Source organism: Nostoc sp. DedQUE08, assembly GCF_034530895.1.
In the GTDB taxonomy this organism is placed as follows: Bacteria; Cyanobacteriota; Cyanobacteriia; order Cyanobacteriales; family Nostocaceae; genus Nostoc.
Map to the genome: position 1 here is coordinate 1 of NZ_JAVRCD010000003.1, position 25466 is coordinate 25466.

At 41.7% G+C, this 25466-nt stretch carries 24 protein-coding genes; 7 read left to right on the forward strand and 17 right to left on the reverse strand.

What is annotated here, in order from left to right:
• Positions 1-72: 72 nt before the first annotated feature.
• Complete coding sequence (locus tag RMY64_RS02590; protein WP_322667132.1) at positions 73-765, reverse strand: Uma2 family endonuclease; 693 nt, start codon at positions 763-765, stop codon at positions 73-75.
• A gap of 124 nt (positions 766-889) precedes the next feature.
• On the opposite strand from RMY64_RS02590, the gene RMY64_RS02595 reads away from it, so the two are divergent.
• The 3 genes from RMY64_RS02595 (at position 890) to RMY64_RS02605 (ending at position 2067) form a co-directional block, all read left to right on the forward strand.
• On the forward strand, positions 890-1147 hold the full coding sequence (locus RMY64_RS02595) for a hypothetical protein (protein WP_322667130.1): 258 nt from the start codon (positions 890-892) through the stop codon (positions 1145-1147).
• Positions 1148-1266: 119 nt separating this feature from the next.
• Positions 1267-1575 (forward strand): DUF3181 family protein, encoded by a 309-nt coding sequence (locus RMY64_RS02600; RefSeq protein ID WP_322667128.1) that lies wholly within the window; start codon positions 1267-1269, stop codon positions 1573-1575.
• A gap of 276 nt (positions 1576-1851) precedes the next feature.
• Positions 1852-2067: an acetyltransferase gene (locus tag RMY64_RS02605; protein WP_322671686.1), complete on the forward strand. Its 216-nt coding sequence runs from the start codon at positions 1852-1854 to the stop codon at positions 2065-2067.
• A 68-nt stretch (positions 2068-2135) separates the two neighbouring features.
• Here RMY64_RS02605 and RMY64_RS02610 read toward each other — a convergent pair whose 3' ends face one another.
• From RMY64_RS02610 to RMY64_RS02635, 6 genes are all read right to left on the reverse strand, one after another.
• Positions 2136-2606: an ABA4-like family protein gene (locus RMY64_RS02610; protein ID WP_322671685.1), complete on the reverse strand. Its 471-nt coding sequence runs from the start codon at positions 2604-2606 to the stop codon at positions 2136-2138.
• Positions 2607-2717: 111 nt separating this feature from the next.
• On the reverse strand, positions 2718-3758 hold the full coding sequence (cobW, locus tag RMY64_RS02615; protein ID WP_322671684.1) for a cobalamin biosynthesis protein CobW: 1041 nt from the start codon (positions 3756-3758) through the stop codon (positions 2718-2720).
• A 478-nt stretch (positions 3759-4236) separates the two neighbouring features.
• Positions 4237-5445 carry an SfnB family sulfur acquisition oxidoreductase gene (locus tag RMY64_RS02620; protein ID WP_322671683.1) on the reverse strand — a complete coding sequence of 403 codons (1209 nt, stop codon included), beginning with the start codon at positions 5443-5445 and terminating at the stop codon, positions 4237-4239.
• Between the two features lie 151 nt (positions 5446-5596).
• Positions 5597-6694, reverse strand: a complete 1098-nt coding sequence (gene sfnG, locus RMY64_RS02625) for a dimethylsulfone monooxygenase SfnG (protein ID WP_322671682.1) — start codon at positions 6692-6694, stop codon at positions 5597-5599.
• A gap of 114 nt (positions 6695-6808) precedes the next feature.
• The gene (locus tag RMY64_RS02630; RefSeq protein ID WP_322671681.1) at positions 6809-6982 is read right to left on the reverse strand and encodes a hypothetical protein; all 174 of its coding nucleotides are present in this window, start codon (positions 6980-6982) and stop codon (positions 6809-6811) included.
• A gap of 385 nt (positions 6983-7367) precedes the next feature.
• Positions 7368-8084, reverse strand: a complete 717-nt coding sequence (locus RMY64_RS02635) for a heme oxygenase (biliverdin-producing) (protein ID WP_322667120.1) — start codon at positions 8082-8084, stop codon at positions 7368-7370.
• Between the two features lie 571 nt (positions 8085-8655).
• Between RMY64_RS02635 and glmM the strand changes: the two genes are divergently transcribed.
• Positions 8656-10128 carry a phosphoglucosamine mutase gene (gene glmM, locus RMY64_RS02640; RefSeq protein WP_322671680.1) on the forward strand — a complete coding sequence of 491 codons (1473 nt, stop codon included), beginning with the start codon at positions 8656-8658 and terminating at the stop codon, positions 10126-10128.
• Between the two features lie 199 nt (positions 10129-10327).
• Here the strand turns inward: glmM and RMY64_RS02645 are convergent, their stop codons facing one another.
• From RMY64_RS02645 to RMY64_RS02660, 4 genes are all read right to left on the reverse strand, one after another.
• Positions 10328-11608, reverse strand: a complete 1281-nt coding sequence (locus tag RMY64_RS02645) for a glycosyltransferase family 2 protein (protein WP_322671679.1) — start codon at positions 11606-11608, stop codon at positions 10328-10330.
• Positions 11609-11616: 8 nt separating this feature from the next.
• Complete coding sequence (locus RMY64_RS02650; protein ID WP_322671678.1) at positions 11617-12192, reverse strand: nuclear transport factor 2 family protein; 576 nt, start codon at positions 12190-12192, stop codon at positions 11617-11619.
• A gap of 447 nt (positions 12193-12639) precedes the next feature.
• Positions 12640-13719, reverse strand: a complete 1080-nt coding sequence (gene metX / locus RMY64_RS02655; RefSeq protein ID WP_322699228.1) for a homoserine O-acetyltransferase MetX — start codon at positions 13717-13719, stop codon at positions 12640-12642.
• Between the two features lie 283 nt (positions 13720-14002).
• Complete coding sequence (locus RMY64_RS02660; protein WP_322699229.1) at positions 14003-15307, reverse strand: O-acetylhomoserine aminocarboxypropyltransferase/cysteine synthase; 1305 nt, start codon at positions 15305-15307, stop codon at positions 14003-14005.
• Between the two features lie 204 nt (positions 15308-15511).
• On the opposite strand from RMY64_RS02660, the gene RMY64_RS02665 reads away from it, so the two are divergent.
• Positions 15512-16408, forward strand: coding sequence for an AraC family transcriptional regulator (locus RMY64_RS02665; protein WP_322699230.1), 897 nt, complete (start codon positions 15512-15514; stop codon positions 16406-16408).
• Between the two features lie 108 nt (positions 16409-16516).
• Positions 16517-17869 carry a cytochrome P450 gene (locus RMY64_RS02670; protein ID WP_322671674.1) on the forward strand — a complete coding sequence of 451 codons (1353 nt, stop codon included), beginning with the start codon at positions 16517-16519 and terminating at the stop codon, positions 17867-17869.
• 99 nt (positions 17870-17968) lie between these two features.
• Here the strand turns inward: RMY64_RS02670 and RMY64_RS02675 are convergent, their stop codons facing one another.
• A complete protein-coding gene (locus tag RMY64_RS02675) occupies positions 17969-18544 on the reverse strand; it encodes a GNAT family protein (RefSeq protein ID WP_322699231.1) in 576 nt (191 codons plus the stop codon).
• A gap of 59 nt (positions 18545-18603) precedes the next feature.
• The gene (locus RMY64_RS02680; RefSeq protein ID WP_322686155.1) at positions 18604-19302 is read right to left on the reverse strand and encodes a glutathione binding-like protein; all 699 of its coding nucleotides are present in this window, start codon (positions 19300-19302) and stop codon (positions 18604-18606) included.
• A 369-nt stretch (positions 19303-19671) separates the two neighbouring features.
• Between RMY64_RS02680 and RMY64_RS02685 the strand changes: the two genes are divergently transcribed.
• Positions 19672-20637 carry a class I SAM-dependent methyltransferase gene (locus RMY64_RS02685; RefSeq protein ID WP_322686156.1) on the forward strand — a complete coding sequence of 322 codons (966 nt, stop codon included), beginning with the start codon at positions 19672-19674 and terminating at the stop codon, positions 20635-20637.
• Positions 20638-20678: 41 nt separating this feature from the next.
• On the opposite strand, the gene RMY64_RS02690 is transcribed toward RMY64_RS02685, so the two are convergent.
• The 4 genes from RMY64_RS02690 to RMY64_RS02705 form a co-directional block, all read right to left on the reverse strand.
• On the reverse strand, positions 20679-21815 hold the full coding sequence (locus RMY64_RS02690) for an ATP-binding cassette domain-containing protein (protein WP_322699232.1): 1137 nt from the start codon (positions 21813-21815) through the stop codon (positions 20679-20681).
• A 26-nt stretch (positions 21816-21841) separates the two neighbouring features.
• On the reverse strand, positions 21842-23050 hold the full coding sequence (locus RMY64_RS02695; protein ID WP_322686158.1) for an FtsX-like permease family protein: 1209 nt from the start codon (positions 23048-23050) through the stop codon (positions 21842-21844).
• Positions 23047-24132 (reverse strand): ABC exporter membrane fusion protein, encoded by a 1086-nt coding sequence (locus RMY64_RS02700; RefSeq protein ID WP_322699233.1) that lies wholly within the window; start codon positions 24130-24132, stop codon positions 23047-23049. The genes RMY64_RS02695 and RMY64_RS02700 overlap by 4 nt, the downstream gene beginning before the upstream one ends.
• A gap of 479 nt (positions 24133-24611) precedes the next feature.
• Positions 24612-25379, reverse strand: a complete 768-nt coding sequence (locus RMY64_RS02705; protein WP_322671667.1) for a class I SAM-dependent methyltransferase — start codon at positions 25377-25379, stop codon at positions 24612-24614.
• Positions 25380-25466: the final 87 nt, after the last annotated feature.

A 25466-nucleotide genomic window follows, 5' to 3' on the forward strand; every position in this document is an offset into this window, starting at 1 on the left:
CCCCTTGTCCCCTTGTCCCCTTGTCCCCTTGTCTCCCCTGCTCCCCTGCTCCCCTGCTCCTCTGCTCGCCAGTCACGGCAGATTGTCAGGATCAATGCCGAGATTACGCAAATATGCTGCTAACTGTTCAGCGCGTTGACGTTCTTGTTCAGCGCGTTGGCGTTCTTGTTCTACCAATAACTCAGCCTGTTCAGCCCGTTGATTGAGTTCCAGGGAATTTAAAAATCTCTGTCCATCTGGACGGTAAATTACTAACTCTCCAAGCCCCGTTTGAAATCTAATTCCCAAACGGGGACTGATCCAACTATCCATTTGCCATAGCTTATTCAAATGGTTGTTTTGCCGTAACCAGCCATCTAGTTGAAAACTTTCAGGGTCGTATAAATAGTATTCTTCAACACCATAGGTATCGTAAAATTCCAGCTTGCGCTCCATCTCCTTGGTATCATTACTATAAGAAAGAATCTCAAAGACTACTTGTGGTGGAATATTATCTTCTTGCCACTGACGATAGGAACGACGTTTACCCTTTGATCTACCGAAGACAACCATCACATCAGGTGCAGTCGGTGTAATCAGCCGAGAACGGACTGGATACCAGAGCAAATCTCCTGCAATCAAAACATTGTCATTATTAGCAAACAGAATTTCTAAATTCTCCTTAATCAAGACAATCCAACGATATTGCTCTGTATTATCTGCCATTGGTTTGCCGTCGCTATCTGGATAGAGGAGATCGGGGTCTATTTGCTCAAAGATTGTCATCGGATTTAACCCAGCGGCTCTTGACTTCCAATTCAATTATGACTGCTTCTAGAAGTCTAATAGCAACGACTGCACTAAAAACCTTAGAATGAGTAGGGTGTATTTAAATCTGTAACAAATATTTATGCCTCCTCGTTGGCCTCGCAAACCCGATCGCAAAGACCCTGATTACCGCAAGATCGATGACCGGATGAATTTTGCTATCCATGTGGCGATCGCTGCTTGTATTAATTCCGGGTTGTGGTTTTTCCACATTTTGAAAGACACTACTTGGGAGTGGCTGCCTTTGGTAACGTTAAGTTGGACGGGAATAGTGTTAGCACATCTGATTTATATTAGTGCGATCGCTAACTACACCGAAACTCCACCAAAATCCACCTGAAGATGGATTACTCATGCTAGGGCGATTGTAACTTCTGGTAGTAGGATTAGCCTGTTAATTGAGCCATAATATAAAAAAGCCTGAGATTTCGCACTTTTTCTTAATGTAGGGTTATTTTTATGGCTAAGACTAACACCACAGAACTACTAGAAGCCCTAGCAGCTGAAATTGGCGAAAACGTCTACATAGATGTTGCCAAATGGCATCTTTATTTATCTAATGCCAAACTGCATACAGTTGTTGCCGAGCAACTGTATCCCTTAATTACTTCCAACGCTGTCAATGAAGACCGAGTTTTACAAGTCTTGGGAGCGATTCCAGTAAAAATTGGCGGCGGGAAACGTGAAGTTCCTTTAATCGATTTACTACCCCTACAATGCCAGGTAACATTAGTTGATATTTTGGAAAAATATCAACGCGATTTCTAATAGATAAAACAAACTTATCTTGGCTAGACAATTTTGTTAATCAGCATTTCCTGATTCGAGTTTCTCTTGTGAATGAGGAATATGTTTATAGTATCAATTTTATAAATATTAACTCTACAGATACACATAGATGAATCTCGTGTAATTTCTGTGTGGTCTGATAAAAATTTCCTTTAACAATTAAGGAATCTCCGCGTTCAAAATCAGTTTAGATTTGAGCGAGTTTATGTTGAGACTCGCTTTGAACTTTCATGCAAACTCATTGAGGCAATTTCTATGCTTTTACAAGTCAAAGATAGTGGCGAATTGGTAAAAATTGTTGAAATTCAGGAATTAATTGACCCGAATAATGATGTTGTTCGCGCAAAAGACCAAGAAGGTCAAGAAGAACAGCAACCTGAAAGCTTTAAAAAAGAAAATCTCGTTTTTCCTTCAGGTGAAGTTTTACCACGCTGTTGGTTAGATGCTGACTATAGACACGACAACGGTTAATGATTTTAAAATCAGGTAACTACTAAATAATAGGGTAGCACAGCAGTGCTACCCTATTATGTGTAAGATTATGACGCAGCTTTTTCTCCTGCCGTCACTCCTTCATTCTGCTGAAACTTCGGGAAAAATGTCTTAGTAATCCAGTCAGTCAAGATGTGAGATAGTAACCCCAAAGGCCCAGCAAACAAAGATAAAGCTAGAGAGTGAATTGTCCAAACACCTGTTTTCTGTCCTTCCCAATAAATCCAGCGACCGACAAATAAATCCATCACTAAAAAATGAATCCAACCTGTTGCCGCAGCTGTTTCGTCTGCAAAAAATCGTGCAATATCAGCTAATTGAGGATTCGATAAAGCTTGAGCATTTTCTGGCGTAATGCTGTTGATAAACAAATACAAATATGCCCCAGCTAACAGCACAAAGGGTAAATATGATGACATTATCGACCGTGTGACTTTCCAGTTAGGCAATAAAATCATCAATGCCCAAAATGGCAATACGAAAAGATTGGCAATATTAAATAGTTGAGAAATCGTCATATTTGTCTAAAGTGATGAGTTAGCAATTTGAAGTTATTATTGCTTTCGTTTTGAATTAACTTCAAGAGATAGATTCCCGACTTTTCAAAGAAGTCAGGAATCAGGGTATACTTATAAAGCTACAAGCTGTGATTCAATTTCTGAAGAATTCAAATCACGCCCGATGAAAACTAACCGCGTTTGCCTAGCTTCTTCTGGTTTCCAAGGGCGATCGTAAAATTTATCAAATCGGGTTCCCACGCCTTGCATCACTAGGCGCATGGATTTATTAGGTACTGCGACAAAGCCTTTAATCCGGTAAATTTCTTGTTGTTGTACCAATGTTTGCAACTGCTGTTGCAGCTTTTCGGGGTCAAAGGTACGATCCAAAATTAAATTAGCTGAAGTAATTTCTTCATCGTGATTGTGGTCTTCTTCAGTATCGTGATGACTAGGACGAGAATCTAAATTGTCTTCGACTGCGGCTTGGAATCCTAGTAATATAGATGCGTCTAATTGAGAACGATCGCTCTCAACAATTTTCACCACTCTGGGCAACTCTTGCTTAATCAATTCTTCAACTCTGGCTTTTGTCTCGGCATCTACCAAGTCAATTTTATTCAACACCACTAAGTCTGCACAAGCAAGTTGGTCTTCAAACAGTTCTTGCAAAGGTGTTTCGTGTTCTAGATTATCATCTGCTTGTCGCTGGGCTGCGATCGCATCTGGATCGCTAGCAAATGTCCCGGCTGCAACCGCCGCACAATCTACCACGGTAATCACTGCATCTACAGTGGCGGCGTTACGAATTTCTTGCCAGCGAAAAGCCTTCACCAGTGGTTTTGGTAAAGCTAAACCAGAAGTTTCAATCAAAATGCAGTCGATGCTATCTCGTCGCTTGATTAACTCTTGCATCGTCGGGTAAAACTCTTCCTGCACAGTGCAGCATAAGCAACCGTTAGTTAATTCAAAGATATTAGTGTCGCCCTCACCATCTTCGGGGCAAATTTGACAAGATTTTAACAATTCGCCATCAATACCGAGTTCGCCAAATTCATTGACTAAAACGGCAATACGCCGTCCTTCGTTGTTTTGTAGCAGGTGGCGAATTAGGCTGGTTTTTCCACTACCTAAGAAGCCTGTAATCACTGTGACAGGAATTTTCGTTGCCATATTTTTGCCTGATTTACTCAGTATGAGAAGTTTTACGGGTTACAAACTTAAATACTGAGATTAAGCTTGGTTTGAAGATTGACTTAGTTATTTTAAGCTGAAAGTCTATGGTAAGCCGGAAAATATTCCCGTTATTGTTGAGTTTAGGCTTGGCTTTAATTCCTGAAATCAGTGTTGCACAAACGGTAGAGGAGTTGAAACAAAAAGCAACATCTGCCGAATAAGTGAAAAATTATGAAGAACCCGCTAATATTTGGCGGAGTTTGATTGAACGGGATGACAAATCAATAAATTTAGGGACTCCAAGAAATAAATTATCCAATTTCACTGAGTCAAAATGATTTTTTCTCCCCCTGCTCCCTGCCCCCCTGCCGTCAAAGCGATGGGATATTTTTTTATTTGGAAGTCTCTTATCAGGGGTAAAGCATTCTGGTAAATGTTAATTCTGAAAGCTTCACCCCAGTAGAAAATGCTGCAATTACAACCAAGGATGGCGCGGGGGATAGACGCCGTTGAGGAAGTAGTTACCAACAGCGTAGTATTTCCAACGGACGGGATCGTGCAGTGTGTGAGCACGAGCATTTCGCCAGTGGCGATTGTAGTTGAATTCTTCTAATGTGGATTTAGTACCTGCTAGTTCAAACAGTTTGTTGGTAGCTAGTAGTGATGCTTCGGTGGCTAAGGCTTTGGCTTCGGCAACTGCAATTGATGCTTCAACTACCTTGGGTTCTTCTAAGCCTGACTCGTTGGCGATGTCGATAAACTCACCTGCACGTCGCAGCAATGCTTCCGCAGCGTGAACCTGAATTTGGACATTGCCTAAGTTATAGAGCGTCAGGGGGTCTTCGTAGCCTTTTTCTAAATTGCTGTCAACCCAAGGACGAGTATGGTTGCGGACAAAGTAGATGGTGTCACGGACTGCTGCTTTAGCAATTCCCACGTCTACGGCGGCTTGGATGATTTGGGCGATCGCACCCATTGGTGTTGCCCTTTCAAAAGCCAAGTAGTGCGGAATCACGTGTTCTGCCTTAACTTTCACATTTTCAATAATCGTAGTGCCGCTAGCAGTGGTACGCTGTCCGAAGCTTGTCCAATCATCGAGTAGGGTTAATCCTTCGGCGTCTCTTTCGACAAATGCCACCACTGTCTTACCATCTGGATTACTGGCAATCACGGGAACCCAATGTGCCAATAGTGCCCCAGCAGAGTAGTATTTACGTCCGTTGAGTACGAAGTCAGAGTCATCTGGTGTTAATTTTGTTTGGACATCAGTCACAGACTTAGTGCCAATTTCCGAGAAGGCGTTACCGAAGCGTTTACCTTGGAGAACCAAATCAAAGAAAAACTTCTTCTGCTCATTTGTACCATCTAACCGGACTGCTTCCACCATATAGAGATGGTTTTGGGGAATTTGACCGAGGCTAGAGTCGGCTTCGGAGATGATTTTAACTACTTCTGCGAGGGTGGCATTCGATACAAAAGCACCGCCATACTCTTTCGGGACTGTAATTCCCCACAATCCGCTCTGGGAGAACTTTTCTACTTCCTCAGCAGGTAAACGCCGATTTTGGTCGCGTTCTGAGTCTCCCTTGGCAAACTCAGCTGCTAATTCGTGAGCGATCGCGATCGCTTCTTTGTCATCTTGAATAATATGCGCCTTCTGGTCAGCATCAATTACTGATGTCATAGTAAAACTCCTTGATTGTGATTGAGTGACTCATAATCGCCACTACTATGAGACAGCCTTTGGATTTTTCTTAGTGCCGTTCAGATATAGCTGTTATCTACAACAGCTTCAATCCACAAAACCCGCTCCGACAAAGTATGTTGCTGTTAATCTACACTCCAACCAACTCATCAGCTGTCCGAGGATTAGATTTAAGTTCGCGCACAATTGGTATTACTGTCTTACCAAATGCTGGTAAATCATCTGTGTAGTGTAAGAAGCCACCAAGAATTAGATCGACTCCCGCTTCATGGAACTGGCGAATCTTTTCAGCTACTTGTTCAGCCGTACCAATCAACCCCGATCGGAAACCATCGTTATACTGCACCAAGTCTTCAAAATTGGAATTCGCCCACATTCCCTGACGTTCACGAGTTGAAGCTCCCGCCTGTTTCACTGCTTCGCCAAATCCTTTCACCGCTTCCACATCAGCTTGGGCAATAATATCGCGCAATACTTCATGCGCTTCTGCTTCCGTATCTCGCACGATGATAAAGGAATTCAAACCAAACTTAATTGTGCGTCCTTGAAGACTCGCTAATTCAGACACCTCTGCAATCTGCTCTTTCACGCCTTCTATGGTATTGCCATTCATAAAATACCAATCAGAGACGCGGCCAGCCATGCGCCGCGCTGCTTTGGAGTTACCACCTTGGAATATCTCCGGGTGAGGATTCTGATTAATTGGTCTAGGCTTCACCCAACCGCCGTTAATGCGGTAAAAGTCGCCTTTAAAGTGAAACTCATCCTCAGTCCACAAACCCTTGAGAACGCGGATAAATTCCTCTGAACGACGATAGCGTTCGTCATGATCTAACCAATGTTCACCATATATAGTGAATTCATCTTTGAACCAGCCACTAACTACATTCAAAGCAAATCGGCCGTTAGAGAGAAAATCAATACTTGCACCCATTTTGGCAACTACTCCCGGATGCCACAATCCAGGGTGAACTGCTGCAATCAATTTCAATTTCTTGGTGACAGGAGCTAGAGCCGACACGGTTGTTAATGCCTCTAATTGGTACTCAGCGCCGTAGCTAGCGATAAATCTGGCTTGTGCTAGAGCATATTCAAATCCAACTTCTTCAGCCGTCTGAGCTAGTTGAGCATTGTATTCGTAAGTCCAATCTGTGCGTTGGGGAATTTTACTCACAACTAACCCCCCGCTAACGTTGGGAATCCAGTATGCGAACTTAATATCTACCATAATTGTGCGTTTGTAATTGAAACTGCTTGGTTATTTTTCTCACTTTGCAAGTGATGTAACAAAGCCTAATTTGTCATCGCTAACAAATCAGCTAAAACTCGATCGGGCAAAATTTTAGTCAAAATCGAAAGCTTGAGAGCGGCTGAAAACTATTCTGAGTTTACAAGTAGACAATTTTCTGATGGTGGTAATATACCACAACTCGATCGTATTACCGTAGTTTTTAATTAATCGGACTCGATCGCGACAATTTTTTCGATGTCGTGACTCGATATACTTAAATTCCATTTCCGTATTCCATTTTGGAATACTGCCGACTTTTACTGAGTATTTTATTATTTTATATTTGCTGGTTATCAGCCTGATTCAGTCAGAACTCGACAAAGCATCGGTACTGATAAATGTGGTAGTGTAAACTACTAAACTAGAAAATATTTCAAAATTTGGTTGGGATTTTGAATCCAGATACTTATCTTCCCAATTCCCAATCCAATCAAAATTGAGGGGCAATCTCCCCATGCTTACTTTCACATCTCAAAAGCAGTCACAAGGCTATTGCCCCTAAATATTTTGAGCGTCGATCGCTCTTTTGTCAGAAACACCTATGAATTATCCTTCATCAGGCTATCTGAATTTATGACTCCACACACCATACTCCGCAATCTCAACACGATTACTCAGCTGTGACGAGTTCAGTACTACCACGTGTACGACGCCGTGTAAGACTATTATACAGCATCACACCGATCGACTTGATCAAATTACCTTCCAATTCCTGGAACAGCTTCATGTTCGTGCCAAAGGCGGCGTTAGCTTCATCAACGATGCGATCGGTTGCCGCCTCGTCAAGGGGTAATTCATCCAAAGTTTGCCGATATTTGGTTTTGAATGCCTTCTCATCAGGAATTTCTGGAAACTCATAAAAGGCTGTTCCTTGTCCATCAGACAAATTCATCGCTGTTACAGCAATATTTTTGAGAATTTGTCCCCCGGATAAGTCACCTATGTAACGAGTGTATGAATGGGCGATTAACAATTCCGGTTCTGTAGCAGATATTTCTCGGATGCGCTGTACATAAGCTTCACCTGCGGGAGATAGTTTGATTTGCTCTCTCCAGTTTGCACCAAAGTAATAACTTAGGTCTTGCTCTAAGCTATGCTTGCGGTTTAGCTGAGGAAAGTTAATTTTAGAAACTATTGGGTGCTGGCGGTGCTTTTCTATTTCCTCTTCCATCGCTGAGTAGACGAAGTAGAAGTTAGCAACAAGTTTCCGGTAAGAGTTTTTTTCCACTACTCCTTTTAAAAAGCACTTGACAAAACCAACATTTTCTGCCATTGTGTGGGCTTTCTTAGTGCCTACACGTAATTTGGTTGCTAAATTGCTGCTCATGCTAAATTTCTCAACTTTAAAAAGTTTACTGCCGGAGTTTTGATTTACTAACGGCTAAAAAGGCCATTAAAACGTTACCTTAAAACTATTTGATGAGAATTTATATTAAAATTTTTTAAGCTGCAATGATTTTGTAGTTTTTTACACAGCGATAAGGCTAAGAGAACAGAATTTTAGATTTTAGATTTTGATTTTTTGTTGTTATTAGCTGAATCTTGCTTTCATTCTCAGCTTGGATGAAAAATTTTGCGATTTACCAAAAGTAATATTTATTACATACTTATTTGGTAATAGCATTATCAAGTGTGAACTAATACAGATAAAAATCAAAACGAAAATTGTCGGCAGAAAAGGAATAATCAGCTAAGATGTGGAGACTTTACTAATAAAGTAAAAACCAATACTGACTTTATCAAAGATTTACAATTTTAGAAAGAGAAATTCAGTATTATTACGTAAAGATGACTCGATCTAAAATGAATTTATAAAGAGAAAAAGCATGTCAAAATTGCTGAATAAAGTCTTAAGTGCTATTTATTTTTCAGTGTGATTGTGTGGAGTGTTTAAAAATATGGTTTCATCTATAACTCGGACATCGGGCATTTCTGGGGGTTCTACTTCTGAAGTTGAGGGATTGGGCAAAGGGATTGAGAGCAGTTTTGGACTGAATTTAATCCCATTACCAGCAAATCCCTTATTTGGCACAGATGGGATTCGCGGACGAGTCGGAGAATTACTGAATGCGCCTTTAGCATTGCAAGTTGGTTTTTGGACGGGGATTGTTTTACGTAACCATGCTGCTCAAGTAGGGCCAGTCATTCTCGGACAGGACTCTAGAAACTCCAGCGATATGCTGGCAATGGCTTTGAGTGCAGGGTTAACAGCAGCAGGGTTAGAGGTTTGGTATTTGGGATTATGTCCCACTCCTTGCGTTGCCTATCTCACCAGTATCAGTGATGCCATTGGCGGAGTGATGATTTCTGCCAGCCACAATCCTCCAGAAGACAATGGAATTAAGGTTTTTGCTGCCAATGGTGGGAAGTTGCCGCAAATCTTGCAGACAGAAATTGAAGCGGGACTGCGTGGCAAGATATCACCGATCGCTAGAGTCAGTAATTGCGGACGGCATTACTCACGTTTCGAGTTAGTGGAAGACTATAGCTCGGCGTTGAAAAAGCCCTTAAACGGTGTCTTGAATCTTCAGGGAATGAAGATTGTTTTAGACTTGGCGTGGGGAGCCGCAGTTGGGTTAGCACCATCAGTATTTACCCAAATGGGAGCGGAGGTAATCTGCTTGCATAACGAAGCAGATGGCGATCGCATTAATGTTAACTGCGGTTCCACGCACCTGGACATTTTGGCAGCAACGGTACAAGAACACAACGCCGATATCGGCTTTGGCTTCGATGGCGATGCCGATCGCGTCTTAGCAGTAGACAATACAGGCAGGCAAGTTAACGGCGATTACATTCTCTACCTGTGGGGACGACACTTACAACAAAACCAACAATTGCCAGACAACTTGATTGTATCTACAGTCATGGCCAACTTAGGCTTTGAGAAAGCTTGGCAGCAAATTGGTGGTAACTTAATTCGTACCGCAGTTGGCGACCAATACGTACAAGCCGAAATGCAGCGCACTGGGGGAATGCTAGGTGGCGAACAATCAGGGCATATTCTTTGCCGTCACTATGCCGTCACTGGAGATGGCTTGTTAACCGCATTACACATAGCATCTTTGGTGAGAGAGGCGGGTGTTCCCTTGAGCGAATTAGTAGATCGAAGCTTCCAAACCTATCCACAATTATTACGGAACGTGCGCGTTGTCGATCGCGATCGCCGTTTGGGATGGCAAGATTGCCAACCTGTGCAACAAGCGATCGCTCTTGCTGAAGCTGCAATGGGCGATTCCGGCAGAATTTTGGTTCGCGCCTCTGGCACAGAACCAGTCATTAGAGTAATGGTGGAAGCAGCCAATGCCGAACTCACCAACTACTGGACAAATGAACTAGTTTCCAAAGTACAGCAGCATCTGATGGATTAAATTAGCTAATATCGCATCTCAGCTTCAAAAAACGCCAATACAGCTTCTACGAATTAATCACCCTTGGTTATGTCTAGAAGCTGTGACATTTTGATTGCTTATTAAACCCGAATTATCCAATACGTTTCGGTTAAGGATTGTTGATGAAAATATACTAAAATTCAGAGATACAACATTGTTTTACTAAATAATTTTTCCTTCAATTAATTCCTCCCCTATGTTCAGTTTTTACCCAGCGCGATCGCTCCTTTTGCACACACATCTTTGAAGTGGTCACAATCATCACAGGAATCCAATGCACCATGTATAACGACCCTTGAATTGTTGCCCAAACCAAAGACCATCCTCGTAAATTTTGAAATTGGTAAAGTCCAGCAATAAAGGCAATTGTCAGAATGATGCTAAGTAGTGTCTGGAGGGGAAACAGAACTGGATTATGGCTATAAAAAATTGTCCAAAGTAAGTCGGGTATTAGCCCAATTGGCAGAAGAAATTGCAATATAAAAAACAATAGTAAATCAATTTCTTTTGCCCAACCTAAAGTAAAAATTTGCGGAAAATAATCTAGGTAACGCTGATAGCCACCTTCAGCCCAACGACAGCGTTGATTCCAAAGTTTTTCCCAAGTAGTTACACCTTCTTCCTGAATTGATGGAACTGTAACAAACTCAATTTGCGTACCTGTTAAATAGAGTTTGAAACAAAGATCCAAATCATCGGTGACAGTGTTCTCATTCCAACCTTGACACTTTTCTAATAATTGCCGACGAATTAACATCCCATTACCGCGCAGTTCAGACATTCCACCAATAGCAATGCGATGGGTTTGTAGAAAGCTATCACAGTTCATTTCCATCTGCTGGCAATGGGTTAAGAAATTGGTATTAGCATTAGAAATTGCTTTTCGTACTTGCACTGCACCGATCGCTTGCTTATGAAACAGAGGTACTGTTTGCTGGAGAAAATTAGCTCTTAACTGAGCATCCGCATCACAGACTAAGATAATCTCCCCTTGAGTAAAGGGAAACACCGCATTCAATGCGCCTGATTTACCACCTTTTGATTCCCGTCGATGAACTTGTAAAGCTGGAAATTGAGTTTGTAACTCTTTCAAAACCTTGGGGGTTTCGTCGGTACTACCATCATCAACAACCCAAATATCTAGGGAGTCGCTGGGATAATTAAGTTGGCATAAGCTGTAAACTAGATTAGCCAACACTGGACTTTCATTTTTAGCCGGAACTAAAATCGAGACTGACGGTAAATAAATTTCACTCTCCATCACCGCCGCCGCTGGTTTAGCTAACAGCATCCGTAACGTTTGCACAGTCAGGATTGCCGTTAATCCCAGCATCAACCATTGTGTTTCTGGTAGCCAGTGCAGTAAACTCACGCCACTCCAGACTAATAAAACTACTAAGGTTGCTTTGAGACGGCGATGAAAGCTAATATTTTTACTGGACTGATAAATACTTCCCACTTTATTTGCTATATCCTTTCGGTTCGTGGCTTAGTCGTGCGACGTAATAATAGCATCGTCACTGCTCCCAAAAGGAAACCGCCCACTCCTGCTGCAACTGCTAGAATCCGCCCTAATTGTTGAGCAGCATTCAATACTGGGTTATTCAACAGATTGGAGGAGAAATGTAGCGATTGAATCGTCCATTTATCTTGGAATTTTTGCAGCACAGCTGTCCATCGCAAGGCCATATCAGCCGCTTTGCCATCTTTGAAAAAGAAAGATGCGATCGCTTCTCCAGAGGCAACATCGATTTCTGGAGTGAGAAATGTTCTAAGACTATCTCCTTTTAGTTGCATTTTGATATCTTTAATGGAACTGGAAAACTGCTGATTCCAGTACTGTTCCAACTCAGGAACTTTGTGAAATATCTGATTATCAACTGTTGTGATTGTGAAGTTTGGGTGCAAGTAAGGCTGTATTTTGGAAAAATCGCGAGTGTTTAGAGCTTGCAGGGCAATATCCCGCGTGCGAATAATTGCATTTATCTCCTGTGGGTTGACATCTGCTAGAGCGTATTGGGGTAGATTCCAAATTACTAACATTAACAAAACACTCCAAAGTCGCTGAGTGCATTTGTATATGCTTACTTGTCTCTGTTTCATGAGCTATAAAACCTGTAGATTGGGTGACGCTTACTGATAATTGTTTTAATCTTAATACCCACATTTTGCCACTTCTGTTGACTGGCACTAATTAAAATAATTTTTACATTGTTTCCATATACACAAGCTTTTATTTAATAAGGTGCGTTGTGGAATTTATATCATGTCCGGATAAATAGTTATGATTCCCACAGTCATTGCACCCCACCCCCAACCCCTCCCCGCTCTTCGGGAGGGGAGACAAAGCATAGCTTTGGCGGGGTGGGGTTCTTCGGGTTTAATAAGTAATCAAGCAGACATAATATTATTCCTAACTCTCAAATCTCTAACGTCCGTTACGCTGACGCGATAACACACCCTACAAAACGACAAAATCAGATTATCGAGTTAGGAGGCTGAGAAATCTAAACTTTGCCGAAAAGAGATCAGCAGTTGATTCAATGCAGCCATATCAATTAAAAATGCATCATGTCCGTGGGTTGAATTCAGCCACGCCAGTTGAGCATTAGGGATTAAATTTGCCAATTCTTGTTGTTCGACTGGAGGATAGAGGATGTCAGAATCAATGCCGACAACTAAAGTTGGTTGCTGGATGCTTTGCAGAATAGATTCATAATCTGACAAATCAGGACTGGTGCGATCGCGTGCAATATCGTGGCGATCCATTGCATGGGTGAGAGTGATGTAAGTGTTGGCATCAAATCGTTCTGTTAGCTTTTGACCCTGATGCTGTAAGTAACTGGTTATAGTAAACTGCTCAGATACATCATACTCGCGTCCAAAGCGGCTTGTAAAACTATCCCAAGAACGGTAAGTAAACATCGCCATCATCCGCGCTACTGCTAGTCCTTGGTTTGGCGGCGCATCCAGAGTATACTTCCCTCCTTGCCAGTTTGGATCGGCATAAATTGCCTGTCTTTGGGCTTCACTTAATCCGATACACCAAGCTGAATGTCTGCCAGAAACAGCAATGGGTGCGATCGCTTTCACCTTTTCTGGATATAACAACGCCCACTCCAGTGCTTGCATTCCACCGAGCGAGCCACCAATTACTAACCGCAGAGATTGAACACCCAGGTATTCTAATAGCGCAACTTGCAGGCAAACCATATCTCGGATTGTAATTTTAGGGAAGAATACGCCATAAGGGTTTCCCGTTATGGGGTTGACAGTAGTTGGCCCAGTTGTGCCGTAACAACTTCCCAAAATGTTGCTGCATACAATAAAGTCGCGTTCTGGATTGAAGGCTTTCTCTGAACCAAATAAAGGTTCCCACCAATCATCAGCATCAGCAGAACCAGTTAAGGCATGACAAATCAGTACCCCATTATTGCCTTGAGCATTTAACTGTCCCCAGGTGCGATAAGCAACCTGAACCCCAATTAATACTTCGCCGCCTTCTAATTGAAATGGTATTGTTAGCTGGTAAAACTGGGTTTGCGGTGAGATGAAGTCTGAGTAGATCATAACTAGAAGTGGGGAGTGGGAAGCAGAGGGGGAGGGGAGCAGGGGAGCAGGGGAGCAGGGGAGCAGGGGAGCAGGGAGCAGGGAGCAGGGAGCAGGGGAGGAGGGGAGCAGGGAGCAAGGGAGAAGAGTTTTCCCCTCAGCAAGAGCAGCACCCCGCCCCTCTGCCTCTTATGCCCAATGCTCCATGCCCCATGCCCAATGCCCCATGCCCCATGCCCAATGCCCCATGCCCCATGCCCCATGCCCAATCCCCAATGCCCCATGCCCAATGCCCAATTAAAAACTAAATCCTAACTTGCCCGAATGCTTGCTCAAAATCTTCTTTGATGTCGTCGATATGTTCAATTCCCACTGATACTCGCACCAAATCGGGTGTCACACCTGCTGAAAGCTGTTCGTCATTACTTAGCTGTTGATGGGTTGTAGAAGCGGGATGAATAACAAGGGTTTTCGCATCACCAACATTTGCTAAATGACTCGCTAATTTCACATGATTAATAAAAGCTTTACCCGCCTCTAGTCCACCTTTGATACCAAAGTTTAAAACTCCCCCAAAGCCATGCCGAAGATATTTTTTCGCTCGTTCATGATACGGGTGATTGGGAAGTCCGGGATAATTAACCCAAGATACTTGCTCTTGCTGTTCTAACCACCGAGCCAATTCTAGGGCATTGCTCGCATGACGATCTACACGCAAAGAGAGAGTTTCTAATCCTTGCAGTAACAGAAAGGCGTTAAATGGACTCAAGGACGGGCCAAAATCTCGTAACCCCTCGACTCTAGCGCGAATAATAAAGGCAATGTTACCAAATGTTCCACTAGGCCCAAACACTTCTTGAAAATTTAGCCCACGATAGCCGGGTGCTGGCTCAGTAAATACAGGAAATTTGCCGTTACCCCAATCAAATTTACCCGAATCGACAATTACACCACCAATAGAAGTACCATGCCCACCAATCCATTTAGTTGCAGATTCTACTACTATGTCTGCACCATGCTCAATGGGTCGAGCTAAATAACCACCAGCACCGAAGGTATTATCCACAATTAAAGGAATGCCGTTTTCGTGGGCAATGTGAGCTAAAGCGGCAAAGTCGGGAATATTGAATTGAGGATTGCCAATGGTTTCAACATATAAGGCTTTGGTGCGATCGTCGATCGCCTGACGAAAACTTTCTGGGTCATCTCCCTCAACAAACTTGACTTTAATACCTAACCGTGGTAGGGAAACTTTAAACTGGTTATATGTCCCACCATACAGAAAACTAGTGGAAACAATATTATCCCCAGTCTGAGCGATGGTACTGATTGCCAAGAATTGCGCCGCTTGCCCACTAGCGGTTGCTAATGCTGCTACACCCCCTTCTAACGCAGCAATCCGCTTTTCAAATACATCCGTCGTCGGGTTCATGATGCGGGTGTAAATGTTACCAAATTCCTGGAGAGCAAATAACCGCGCTCCGTGGTCGGTGTCGTCAAAAACGTAGGAAGTCGTTTGGTAAATCGGTACAGCACGAGCATTAGTTCCAGGAGCAGGCTCTTGTCCAGCATGAACTTGCAGGGTTTCAAAACGATATTGTTCTGACATAAGCAGTTATTTGAGTTTCCAATTATACAAACAAGTAACAATAATTGAGCGTTGTTTTGGATAAATCAACGGTAATTTGGAGGGCTTACCGTATTTTACCTGTTTGCATCTAAGATTCCTCATCTCTAGCACAACAAGTTGGAAAATAGAAAATGGGAATTAACACCTCTTAATTTATATTTACAAAAAAGCGTGTGAGTCGTCATGCAAATAGATCAGCCTTTTAGAATTAATGCTGCCCAACCAGACAAACTAAAACAATTTCTTCCCAAACCTTTAATTATTTCCAGCCCAGTTACAGGTTGCAATGGTTTTTATTTTGCCTATCATCGCCAGTCAAACTATCAACTTCCTGAGACATCGCCTTTTCAGCACATTATTACCATTTACAGTAGAGAGTTTCAGGCAAAATTAAAAATTAACGGACACTGGCAAAGTAAATCTTATGCAGCAACCGATGTAGGGATTTTTCCTGCCGATCAAATTTCGCCAGCAGTACAATTTGAACAGGAATTAGGGTTTATTCACTTTGGCCTTGAACCAGCGATGATTACTCGTGTTGCCTACGAATCAGTAAATGCTGATACCGTTGAAATTATCCAACAACTGCAAACGCACGATCCATTGATTCAACAAATTGGACTGACACTTAAGCACGAAATAAAAACTAGTGGATTTGATAGTTCCCTGTATATGGAGTCAGCAGCAAATCTACTGGCAGTGCATTTATTGAAATGTTACTCAACGCAGAAATTTATCATTCGAGAATACACAGGTGGATTACCAAAACATAAATTAAAACAAGCGATCGCCTATATCAACGATAACTTAGACCAAAATTTATCTCTAGCAGAAATTGCAGCGATCGCACAGATAAGTCCGCATTATTTTGCTAGCTTGTTTAAGCAATCAATGGGAATAGCACCCCATCAATATGTCACTCAATGCCGAGTTGAAAGAGCAAAATATTTACTTGTAAAACGAGAACTATCAGTTATACAAGTCTCCCAACTAGTAGGATTTCAAAGTCAAAGTCATTTCACCAAGGTTTTTCGCAAATATATCGGCATCACTCCTCAAGCATTTAAGAAGCTACACTGAATTTTTCGGAAGATAACGCTAGTTTTCGGAAGATTGCGTGAGACAGCACGATATTATTAAAGCTAGACTCAATAGTTGTCATCACACTTTAAGTCCATAGTCCAAAAAATGACACAACTAAAACCAGCCGAAGAAATGCCCGGTAGCTTTGGGCTACCGATTTTAGGTGAAACTCTCCGATTATTTGCTACCCAAGGATGGGGACTGGCGAAGAACTACGAACGCTACGGGCCTGTTTTTAAAACTAGCATTTTAGGAAAGAAATATGCAGTTTTGGTAGGGGTAGAAGCAAATCGACTAATTTTGCAAGAAAAAGCCGATTATGTATCTTCCTACTTAGGATGGAAAGTGGCTATGGAGCATATTTTTGGGCGGCCTATGATGCTTCAGGATGGTGAAGAACATCGCCGGACTCGTCGTTTAATGGCTCCAGCGTTTCATAGTAAAGCCATTGCTAATTATTTTGACATCATGCAAACTGAAGTTAACAAATGCCTAGAAAACTGGGTGCAAAACAGTCCAACTTCCATCAAGAATGAATTTAATCAGTTAGCATTGCGAATTGGAATTCGGTTATTATTAGGTGTTCGACTACAAAGCGATGTTGAGCAAGTCGAACAGTTGTATAACGCTTTGACGCAGGGAGCATTGGCGCTATTACGGTTAGATATACCATTCACAAAATATGGTCGTTCCCAAAATGCTCGTCGTCAGTTGAAAGCTTTCTTACAAAAAATTATCAACGAACGTAAACTTCAAGGCAACTTAGAAGAATCTTGTGATGTATTAGGATTATTTTTGGCAGCATTAGATGAAGAGGGAAATGCTTTAGCCCAGTCACAGATCGTAGACGAATTGATACACTTATTAAATGCAGCGCATTTCACTACTGCTACATCCTTAACGTGGGCAATGGTTGAATTGGCAGCGCGTCCGCAATGGCGTGAAAAACTCCGCCAAGAACTTACAACAGTTGTCAAAGATGAACCTTTGAACTTGGGACACCTCAAGCAACTAAATCAAATGACTTATTTTTTCAAGGAAATAGAACGACTTTACAATCCCGCAGGTGTAGTGCTGTTTCGGGGAGTTGTAAAAGAAATTGAATACGCAGGTTATCGCATTCCTCCCGGTTGGGTGGTGATTGTTGCTCAAGGATTAACGCATCGCATGAGCGAGATTTATACTAACCCAGAAAGTTTTGCTCCAGAACGCTTTGCCCCTCCCCGCGAAGAAGATAAAAAAGACTCCTTTGCTTTAATTGGTTTTGGTGGTGGCGAACATATATGCATTGGAATAGAGTTTGCCAAGATGGAAATGAAGATTTTTTTGGCAACATTGCTGCAACGATATGATTGGAAAGTGACACCAGAATATGAACCTAACAACTATTATCAACTACCGTTTCAAGTAGAAGGAAAATTACAGGCGCAAGTCAGCAACCTCGAACGGAGAAACTAAGCTCAACATCATCCTGTATCCGTTGCTAATACTAATTCAATTAATGGTTGCAACATATTCTTGGGTAAAGATGTTATGAATCGCGTCTTTACAGATGGCCTATTTGTCGCATTGTTTTTCCAAATTGGTATTATTTTTAAGCATAAATTGCTCCAGATCGTGATATTGCCCTTTGAAGAAGCCATTCTGTTTCTTTACACCCTGACTGTGAAAACCTAACTTTTCTAGCAGCTTTTTAGAAGCGATATTTTCCAGCATGACTTGGGCAACAACGAAACGCAAATCCATTTTTTGAAACCCAAATTGCAAGATAGTACTCACTGCCTCCGTCATAATGCCTTGCCTCCAAAAAGTACTGGCAAGCTCATAACCGACTTCGGCTGAGTGTTCTTGTGGGTTCCACGTAAATCCACAAGAACCAATCAAAACGTTGTTTTGCTTACGAGCAATTCCCCAGCGAATTGCATCTCCTCGCTCAAAGCGTTTGGCTCTACGTTCAACAACAGCGATCGCTTCTTTAATAGAAGTGAAAGTATCAAGATCGTGAAACTTAGTCACGCCTGGATCGGAGAATACAGCAAAGATAGCCTCAGCATCCTGCAACGTTGTCTCACGAAGAAGGAGCCTTTCTGTTTCTAATTTAGGAAAGGAAGATAGTGAGAAATTGTTGCTCATAATTGCTCCTTTAGAGCTTACTTAGCGATCGCCACAGTAACAAGACAATTTCATTAGGCTCAAGGTTGAATAGTCTTTGCCGACTGGTTAAATAACAAATCCCGTGACTTATCAGGATCGAGCGGCTGAGTTTGCAATGCTTCTGCTTTCTCGTAGGCACGAATTGTTGCTGGACGGGCTTTAATTGCCTCAAACCACCGTTTGAGATGAGGAAAATCTTCTAGATTCTGACTTTGGCGTTCATAGGGTACAATCCAGGGATAGGCAGCAATATCGGCGATAGAATAATCACCAGCCACAAATTCTCTATCTGCTAGTTGCTTATTCAGCACTCCATATAAGCGTCCCGTCTCATTCACGTAGCGGTTAATCGCATATTCAATCTTTTCAGGAGCATAGGCGCTAAAGTGATGATTTTGTCCCGCCATTGGCCCCAGTCCTCCCATTTGCCAAAACAACCATTCTAAAACTTGAGTGCGATCGCGTAAATTTTGGGGGATTAATTGCCCGGTTTTTTCTGCTAAATACAGCAAGATTGCACCAGACTCAAATACCGAAATTGGCGCACCTCCATCTGCTGGTTCGTGGTCAACGATCGCGGGGATGCGATTGTTAGGAGAAATCTTTAAAAATTCCGGTTTAAATTGATCTCCAGCCCCAATATTCACAGGAATTATGGTATATTGCAAGCCGACTTCTTCCAAGAAAATCGTAATTTTATGACCGTTTGGGGTTGTCCAATAATAAAGATCGATCATGGTTATCTTCCCTAAAATCGTGCAATTGTTTTTTAAGCCAATAGTGCGGACAGCTTTTTCGGATTTCTCACAAAATCTGAAAAGAAGAGGGCAAAAGCTGCAAAAATGCATATACAGTCAGCATTTTAGCACTTTATACCCAAAAGTATTCTCCTAGAGGTAAGATGGAAAATCGCTTTCAGAATGGAGCTATAGCCCCATACTGGACTATTTTGCTGGGCTATTAATGATTTTGCATTACAAAAAAAGACGTAATGCTTAAAAAAAATTAACTAGTTCATCTGTAGAGACGATGACGCTTTTCGAGAAGTTGTTGAAGTTGCATTGTCACCCCAAAACCTAGAATTTCAAATACTTAGAGAGTAACTTATGAGTGAAAAAACAGTAAGCGTGATTAAAGCAAACTTATTGCCAAAAGGAGATTATGTTTCGTCAGGATTTTCCACTATTCAGGCAGATTCATATTTTCCCAATATAACTTTAGGAAATAAATATGATTCTTTTTGGCTTTACTTGCGGCGGGATATTACTCATAACTGGTATGTGGATAAGCGACGGCAAAAGGTAGGTTTTGTAAGCCGAGATGAAGCTCATATTCTATATAATACAGCCTTAAAATTTCGAGGAAAAAAAGCTTTAGAAATAGGTTGCTGGATGGGTTGGTCAGCTTGTCATTTGGCTCTAGGAGGAGTAGAGTTAGATGTAATCGATCCGATGCTATCTGAACAATTATTTAATGAAAGCGTTACAGAGTCACTAAAATCAGCAGGCGTTAAGGAATCTGTAAATCTCATACCAGGATTTAGCCCTCAAAAAGTAGAAGATATTGCAAATAAATTTCAACGTAAATGGTCATTGATATTTATAGATGGTAATCACGAGGCATCAGCTCCACTCGATGATGCAATTATTTGCGAACAATTTGCAGAAGCAGATGCTTTAGTTTTATTTCACGATTTGGCTTCTCCTGATGTAGGCCAAGGCTTGGACTATTTTAAAGAGAAAGGGTGGAACACAATGGTGTATCAAACTATGCAAATTATGGGAGTTGCATGGCGGGGAAATGTTGAGCCTGTAATACATCAGCCAGATCCTAATATTAACTGGCGCTTACCTCCACATTTACAAGGTTATTTTGTAAGTGGTTCAGTTGAATCTGCGACGGAAGATAAATTTGCAGAAATTCTCAGAGCAGTTCGACCATTTACTTTATTGAGTGAAAGAAAGTTATTCTCGCTTTATAGTCAGGCAAAACAAATATATTGTTATCTTTTCTGGCTGCCAAAAATGTTACTACAAGCGATCGCCAGAATCAAACCTATCAAGGGCAACTAGCTTTGTATTATCAGCCATGACTAGCAACTGTCTATGTGTTGCTAGTCATGGCTTTCTCTGGATGAAACATAGAGCTTCGATTCATCATGCCTCTGCCGCTCGTCTTGATGGAGCAATTGTATTGCCTGGTAGTCTAAAAGTGCATGAGTCATTTTTGAGTTGACAACCATTTCAAAGAAATCAGAACGCTCAATGGCAATAACTTTGATCGCTGCGTCATTTGCCGCACGTACTGTTGCTGTGCGCTTGCTTCGCTGGAGTAATCCTATTTCACCAAAAGAGTTATTAGGCCCCAATGTTTTTAATAATTTTGATTCTGAACCTGAAGACTCTTGAATGATTTCTATTTCCCCTTCAATCAAGATATAAAATCTATCAGCCACATCACCCTGGCGGATAACAATTTCACCGGGCTGGAAGGTCAACATTTTTAGCCTGGGAATCAACTGAATTAATTGCTTATCCGTTAAGGTTGGTAAAGTAACAGATACCTGACCCTCATAGTCCACATCCAGTTTGCCATCTTCCATACGCACAATGCGATCGCTAGCGCCAAAGATCCGACTGTCATGAGTGACAATCAAAACCGCACTTCCTTGTTCTTTCGCCAGTGTGGTCATTAGTTCGGTGACTTCTTGCCCTGTTTGCCGATCTAAAGCGGATGTAGGCTCGTCGGCCAGAAGTAATCGAGGACGGTGAACGAGGGCGCGGGCGATCGCCACACGTTGTTTTTGCCCGCCAGAGAGATCCCTTGGGTAAGCATTCAAGTGCTGCCCTAGCCCCACCGCTTTCAGAATTTGCGAACTTTGGCTTTTTGCTTTTTGAGGCGTGAAATCATCCTGTAGTTCCAGCGAAACCATCACATTCTGCTGGACAGTCATAAAATCCAGTAAGTTAAAATGCTGAAAAACATAGCCGATTCCTCGCCGTATTTGCATTCGCTGGATTTCGTTGGCTCCCTTCAATTCACGATCTAAGACTTTGAGACTGCCTTCTTGAACAGAACGCATACAGCCAATTAGAGATAGTAGTGTTGTTTTCCCAGAACCAGATGCTCCAGTTAAAATAACAACTTCTTTTGGGTAAATATCCAGATCGATTCCAAATAAGATTTGTCTTTGACTTCTGCCTTCTCGGTAATAATGATTCAGCCTTTTAATGGCTATAACCTGATTCATAAACCTATAAAATTAAGGAATTAAATTTACTTAAAAACATCCACTGGATCTGCATCTTTAACCTTTAGTAAGGAAAGTCCTGCTGATATTATGCAAATCATGCAGACTAATCCTAAAACAAATAATCCTGATTCTACAGTCATTTGGATAAATATTTTTGTAGTTTTAACTAGATAATCATAAGCCAAGCATGATATTATTGCACCTGGAATATATCCGGCAATAACCAAAAATATTGCCTCTTGAAAAACTATAGAAACTAAAGAATTGTGGTTAAGACCCAAAGCCTTTAACGTTGCATAATTGGCAAGATTATGCGTAACCTTTACATAAAGTATTTGGTATAAAATAAAAATACTAATAATGATAGCAATAATCAAAATAAACCGAAAGATAAAACCCATCGGTGAGTTGCTTTCATGAAATACTTTTTCTCTGGCGATTAATTCTGATTTAGAAAATATTTTAATGTTTGCCGGAAGATATTTTCTTAATTGCTCAACAGTTTGCTCTATATTAGTATCTGAATTAGCATCTGGTTTTAATTTAATTAAGCCAGCATCTATTTTTGTCAGGCTCCGCCCAAATAATTGACTAAAAGTTGTTGGATTGATAATAAAACTAGCATCATAAGCATTATTAACCCCTAACTCAAAAAGTCCAACAACTCTAAGTTGTTGTAACGATCCATTAGCTCCTGCTAAAACTTCTGCCGATGATTTTCCTGTTTCGTTAAATTCAGTAATGATGGGACTAAATTCATTTCTGGCATTACGGTCAAATAAAGCGAATTTTTGCTTGTTTAGTTTTTCAATATTCTCTTTAAGTCCGGGAAGATTTAGTGTTTGTATATTAGAAGGAATGCCTATAACATTCACTCTAATACGATAAAGAGATTGATTTCTGTCGTACCATTGGGTTGAAGTAATATAAAGTGGTGCGACAGATTCAACGTTCTTTAACGCTAGTGCTTGATATAAAGGTCTAGAGGAAAAAGTTACTGGTTGCAATACAGTTGAAGAGAGAGAGCTAACTAAAACAATATCTGCATTAAAATTCAAAGGTAATTGCAACGCTCCTTCTAAAAAGGCATTTCTCAGCCCAAGCTGCATAAAAATGAGAAATGTAATGCAAAAAATTCCTACAATTCCCGCTATAGTTTGATTGCGTTGATATCTCAATTGCAACCAAGCAATGGGAATTTTTTGAATTTCAATTACAAAACGTCGAATCATTCTTTAAGTCCTATTGATACATCAACTTTGAGATTTGTCATTCCTGCTACAACACGGCTATTTTCCCGATTCAGGAGAATTTTTACTTCTACCACATGAGCATCCACATCTGTTGCGGCATCTGTATCTAAAACATCGCGTTTACCAATTTCTAAACCCACTTGAGATACTTTTCCAAAGAGCGGTTTAGTGAGGCTGGGACTGGTAATCGTTGCTGTTTGGCCTAGATGTATTTTAGGGATATCTGTTTCGTAAACCTCTGCTACTACCACCATTTGCATCGTATTACCTAAACTCACGATGCCTTTCGTCCCTACCATTTCACCGGGAGAAGTTTGCACCTTAATGATTTGTCCAGTTCGGGGCGATTGCACCACACTCAAGGCTAATTCCGCCTGAGCCTGCATCACCTTTGCCTTTGCGTGTTTCACTTCTGCCTGAGACAACTGCACATCTACCGGACGCACTTCTGCCAAACTATTCAAAGAAGCACGGGCTTGATTCACCTGTCGTTGTGCCGCTTCCATCCCCAAGCGTTTGCTATCGTACTGGGAAGCCGAAACCGCTCCCTCGTGGTACAAACTGCGATACCGTGACTCCTCCATCTGAGCATTTTTCAATTCCGCTTCCAAACGAGCGATCGCCGCTTGTTGAGCTTGTAAATCTCCCTGTTTCGCCCCAGCTCGTACCTGCATTAATCGCGCTTGGGCTACTCTCACTTCTTCTAGCGCCATATTCACAGTTGCCAGACGACGAGTATAATTATCCAACACTGCAAGCACTTGCCCTGCCTTCACCCAATCCCCTTGCTGCACGCGTAGCTGTTGAATGCGGGCTGATTCCGTTGAAGAAGGCGGAAACACTTGAATTACTTCTCCTTCAGGTTCCACACGCCCCAAAGCCGTCACCGCTTGCACCACTGGAGTTACAACCACTGGCTGAGGTTTAACTGCTTCACTCGTCCCCATCATCCGATATGCGATCGCCCCACTAAGCGCGATTCCACCATAAAATACTGTAGTTAAAAATACGGTTAATATAGTATTTCTACTATTGTCATTCCGAGTAAATAAATGTGTCATAGTTCTTCCTGCTTGGAGTATAAAACTATTGTTAGATATAGAATATAAGTCAACTTCACCTTGATAAAGTAAGAAATCAAAGCATAAATTATCTGGTAAAGTTTTTATCCTTACAATATATATTGTTCCCATTTTTACTGCCAATCGCTATATACTGACTTTTGCAAGAAACTGAGTCAGATCGTGTCCGCTTGATTGCTTATTAAACGCAAAGAACCCCACCCCGCCAAAGCTGTGCTTTGTCTCCCCTCCCCGCTTGCGGGGAGGGGTTGGGGGTGGGGTGCAATGACTATGGGAATCGTAACTAATTATGCGGACATGATATGAGTAGACTCAATATCAAGCCTTTATAAGGGTTTCACCTTAAGTTGACACCAATGGTTGGGGGTATCTCCCCTTGAAAAACAAGCTAACCGAATGGTTTTAAGATCCCATTGTGAAGCAATTGCTAATAAATCTATAACTATATATATACTTTTTCATAGCGGTGATTTGGCGATCGCTGCCCAAACTCTATGGTGAACTTGAAGAATTGGTGTCGGATATTTTGTTTCGAGTAATGTCGCCAATTCTTGGTCAAATATTTCTACTTTTTCTGGTGTTAAGCTGGCTCCCACGCCAGCACTAGCACGAATTCGCCCCCGCCAAGCTTCGTGTGTATAAGATACAAATACATCGTAAGAAAATGTGCGGATTTCTCGGAATCCTCCTTCGCCAATATCCTGTAACCACAGGGGATACAAACCATTACCGCCGCCCAAATTCCACGCGGGATTATGAGCCTGGATCAGTTGTTCCGTTGCGTGAACTACATTACCTTTTAAGGGTATCCAATCAAAATGTGCGATCGCCAGTAAGCCATTTACTCTCAATATGCGAGTAATTTCCTTGACAGCACGCGGACGATCAAACCAATGCCAACACTGTCCAGCTGTCACTACATCTGCACTGGCGTTTGGTAACTCGGTATTCTCGGCACTTGCAACTCGATAATCTACTTTAAGTTGCAAAGCTTCGCTTAACAGTCTGGCTTGTTCTAAAAGTGAGGCTGATGGATCTAGGCCAATTACATAAGCACCTCTATCAGCAAACCCCCGCGCTAGTGTCCCTGTTCCCGTACCAAGGTCAACAATATTCTGCCCTGGTAAACCTATACCATATTCAGACAATTTGTTGAATAATGAACTAGGAAACCCAGCGCGGTGTTTTGCATAATCAGTAGCAGTTGCACCAAAATCAATTTTCATACCTACAAAACTATTTTTGTAACAATTGTCTAGGCTAGAAGTTCTCTACCCACGGATGTAGTTCTATTTTCCATGTCCTTGCAAAAG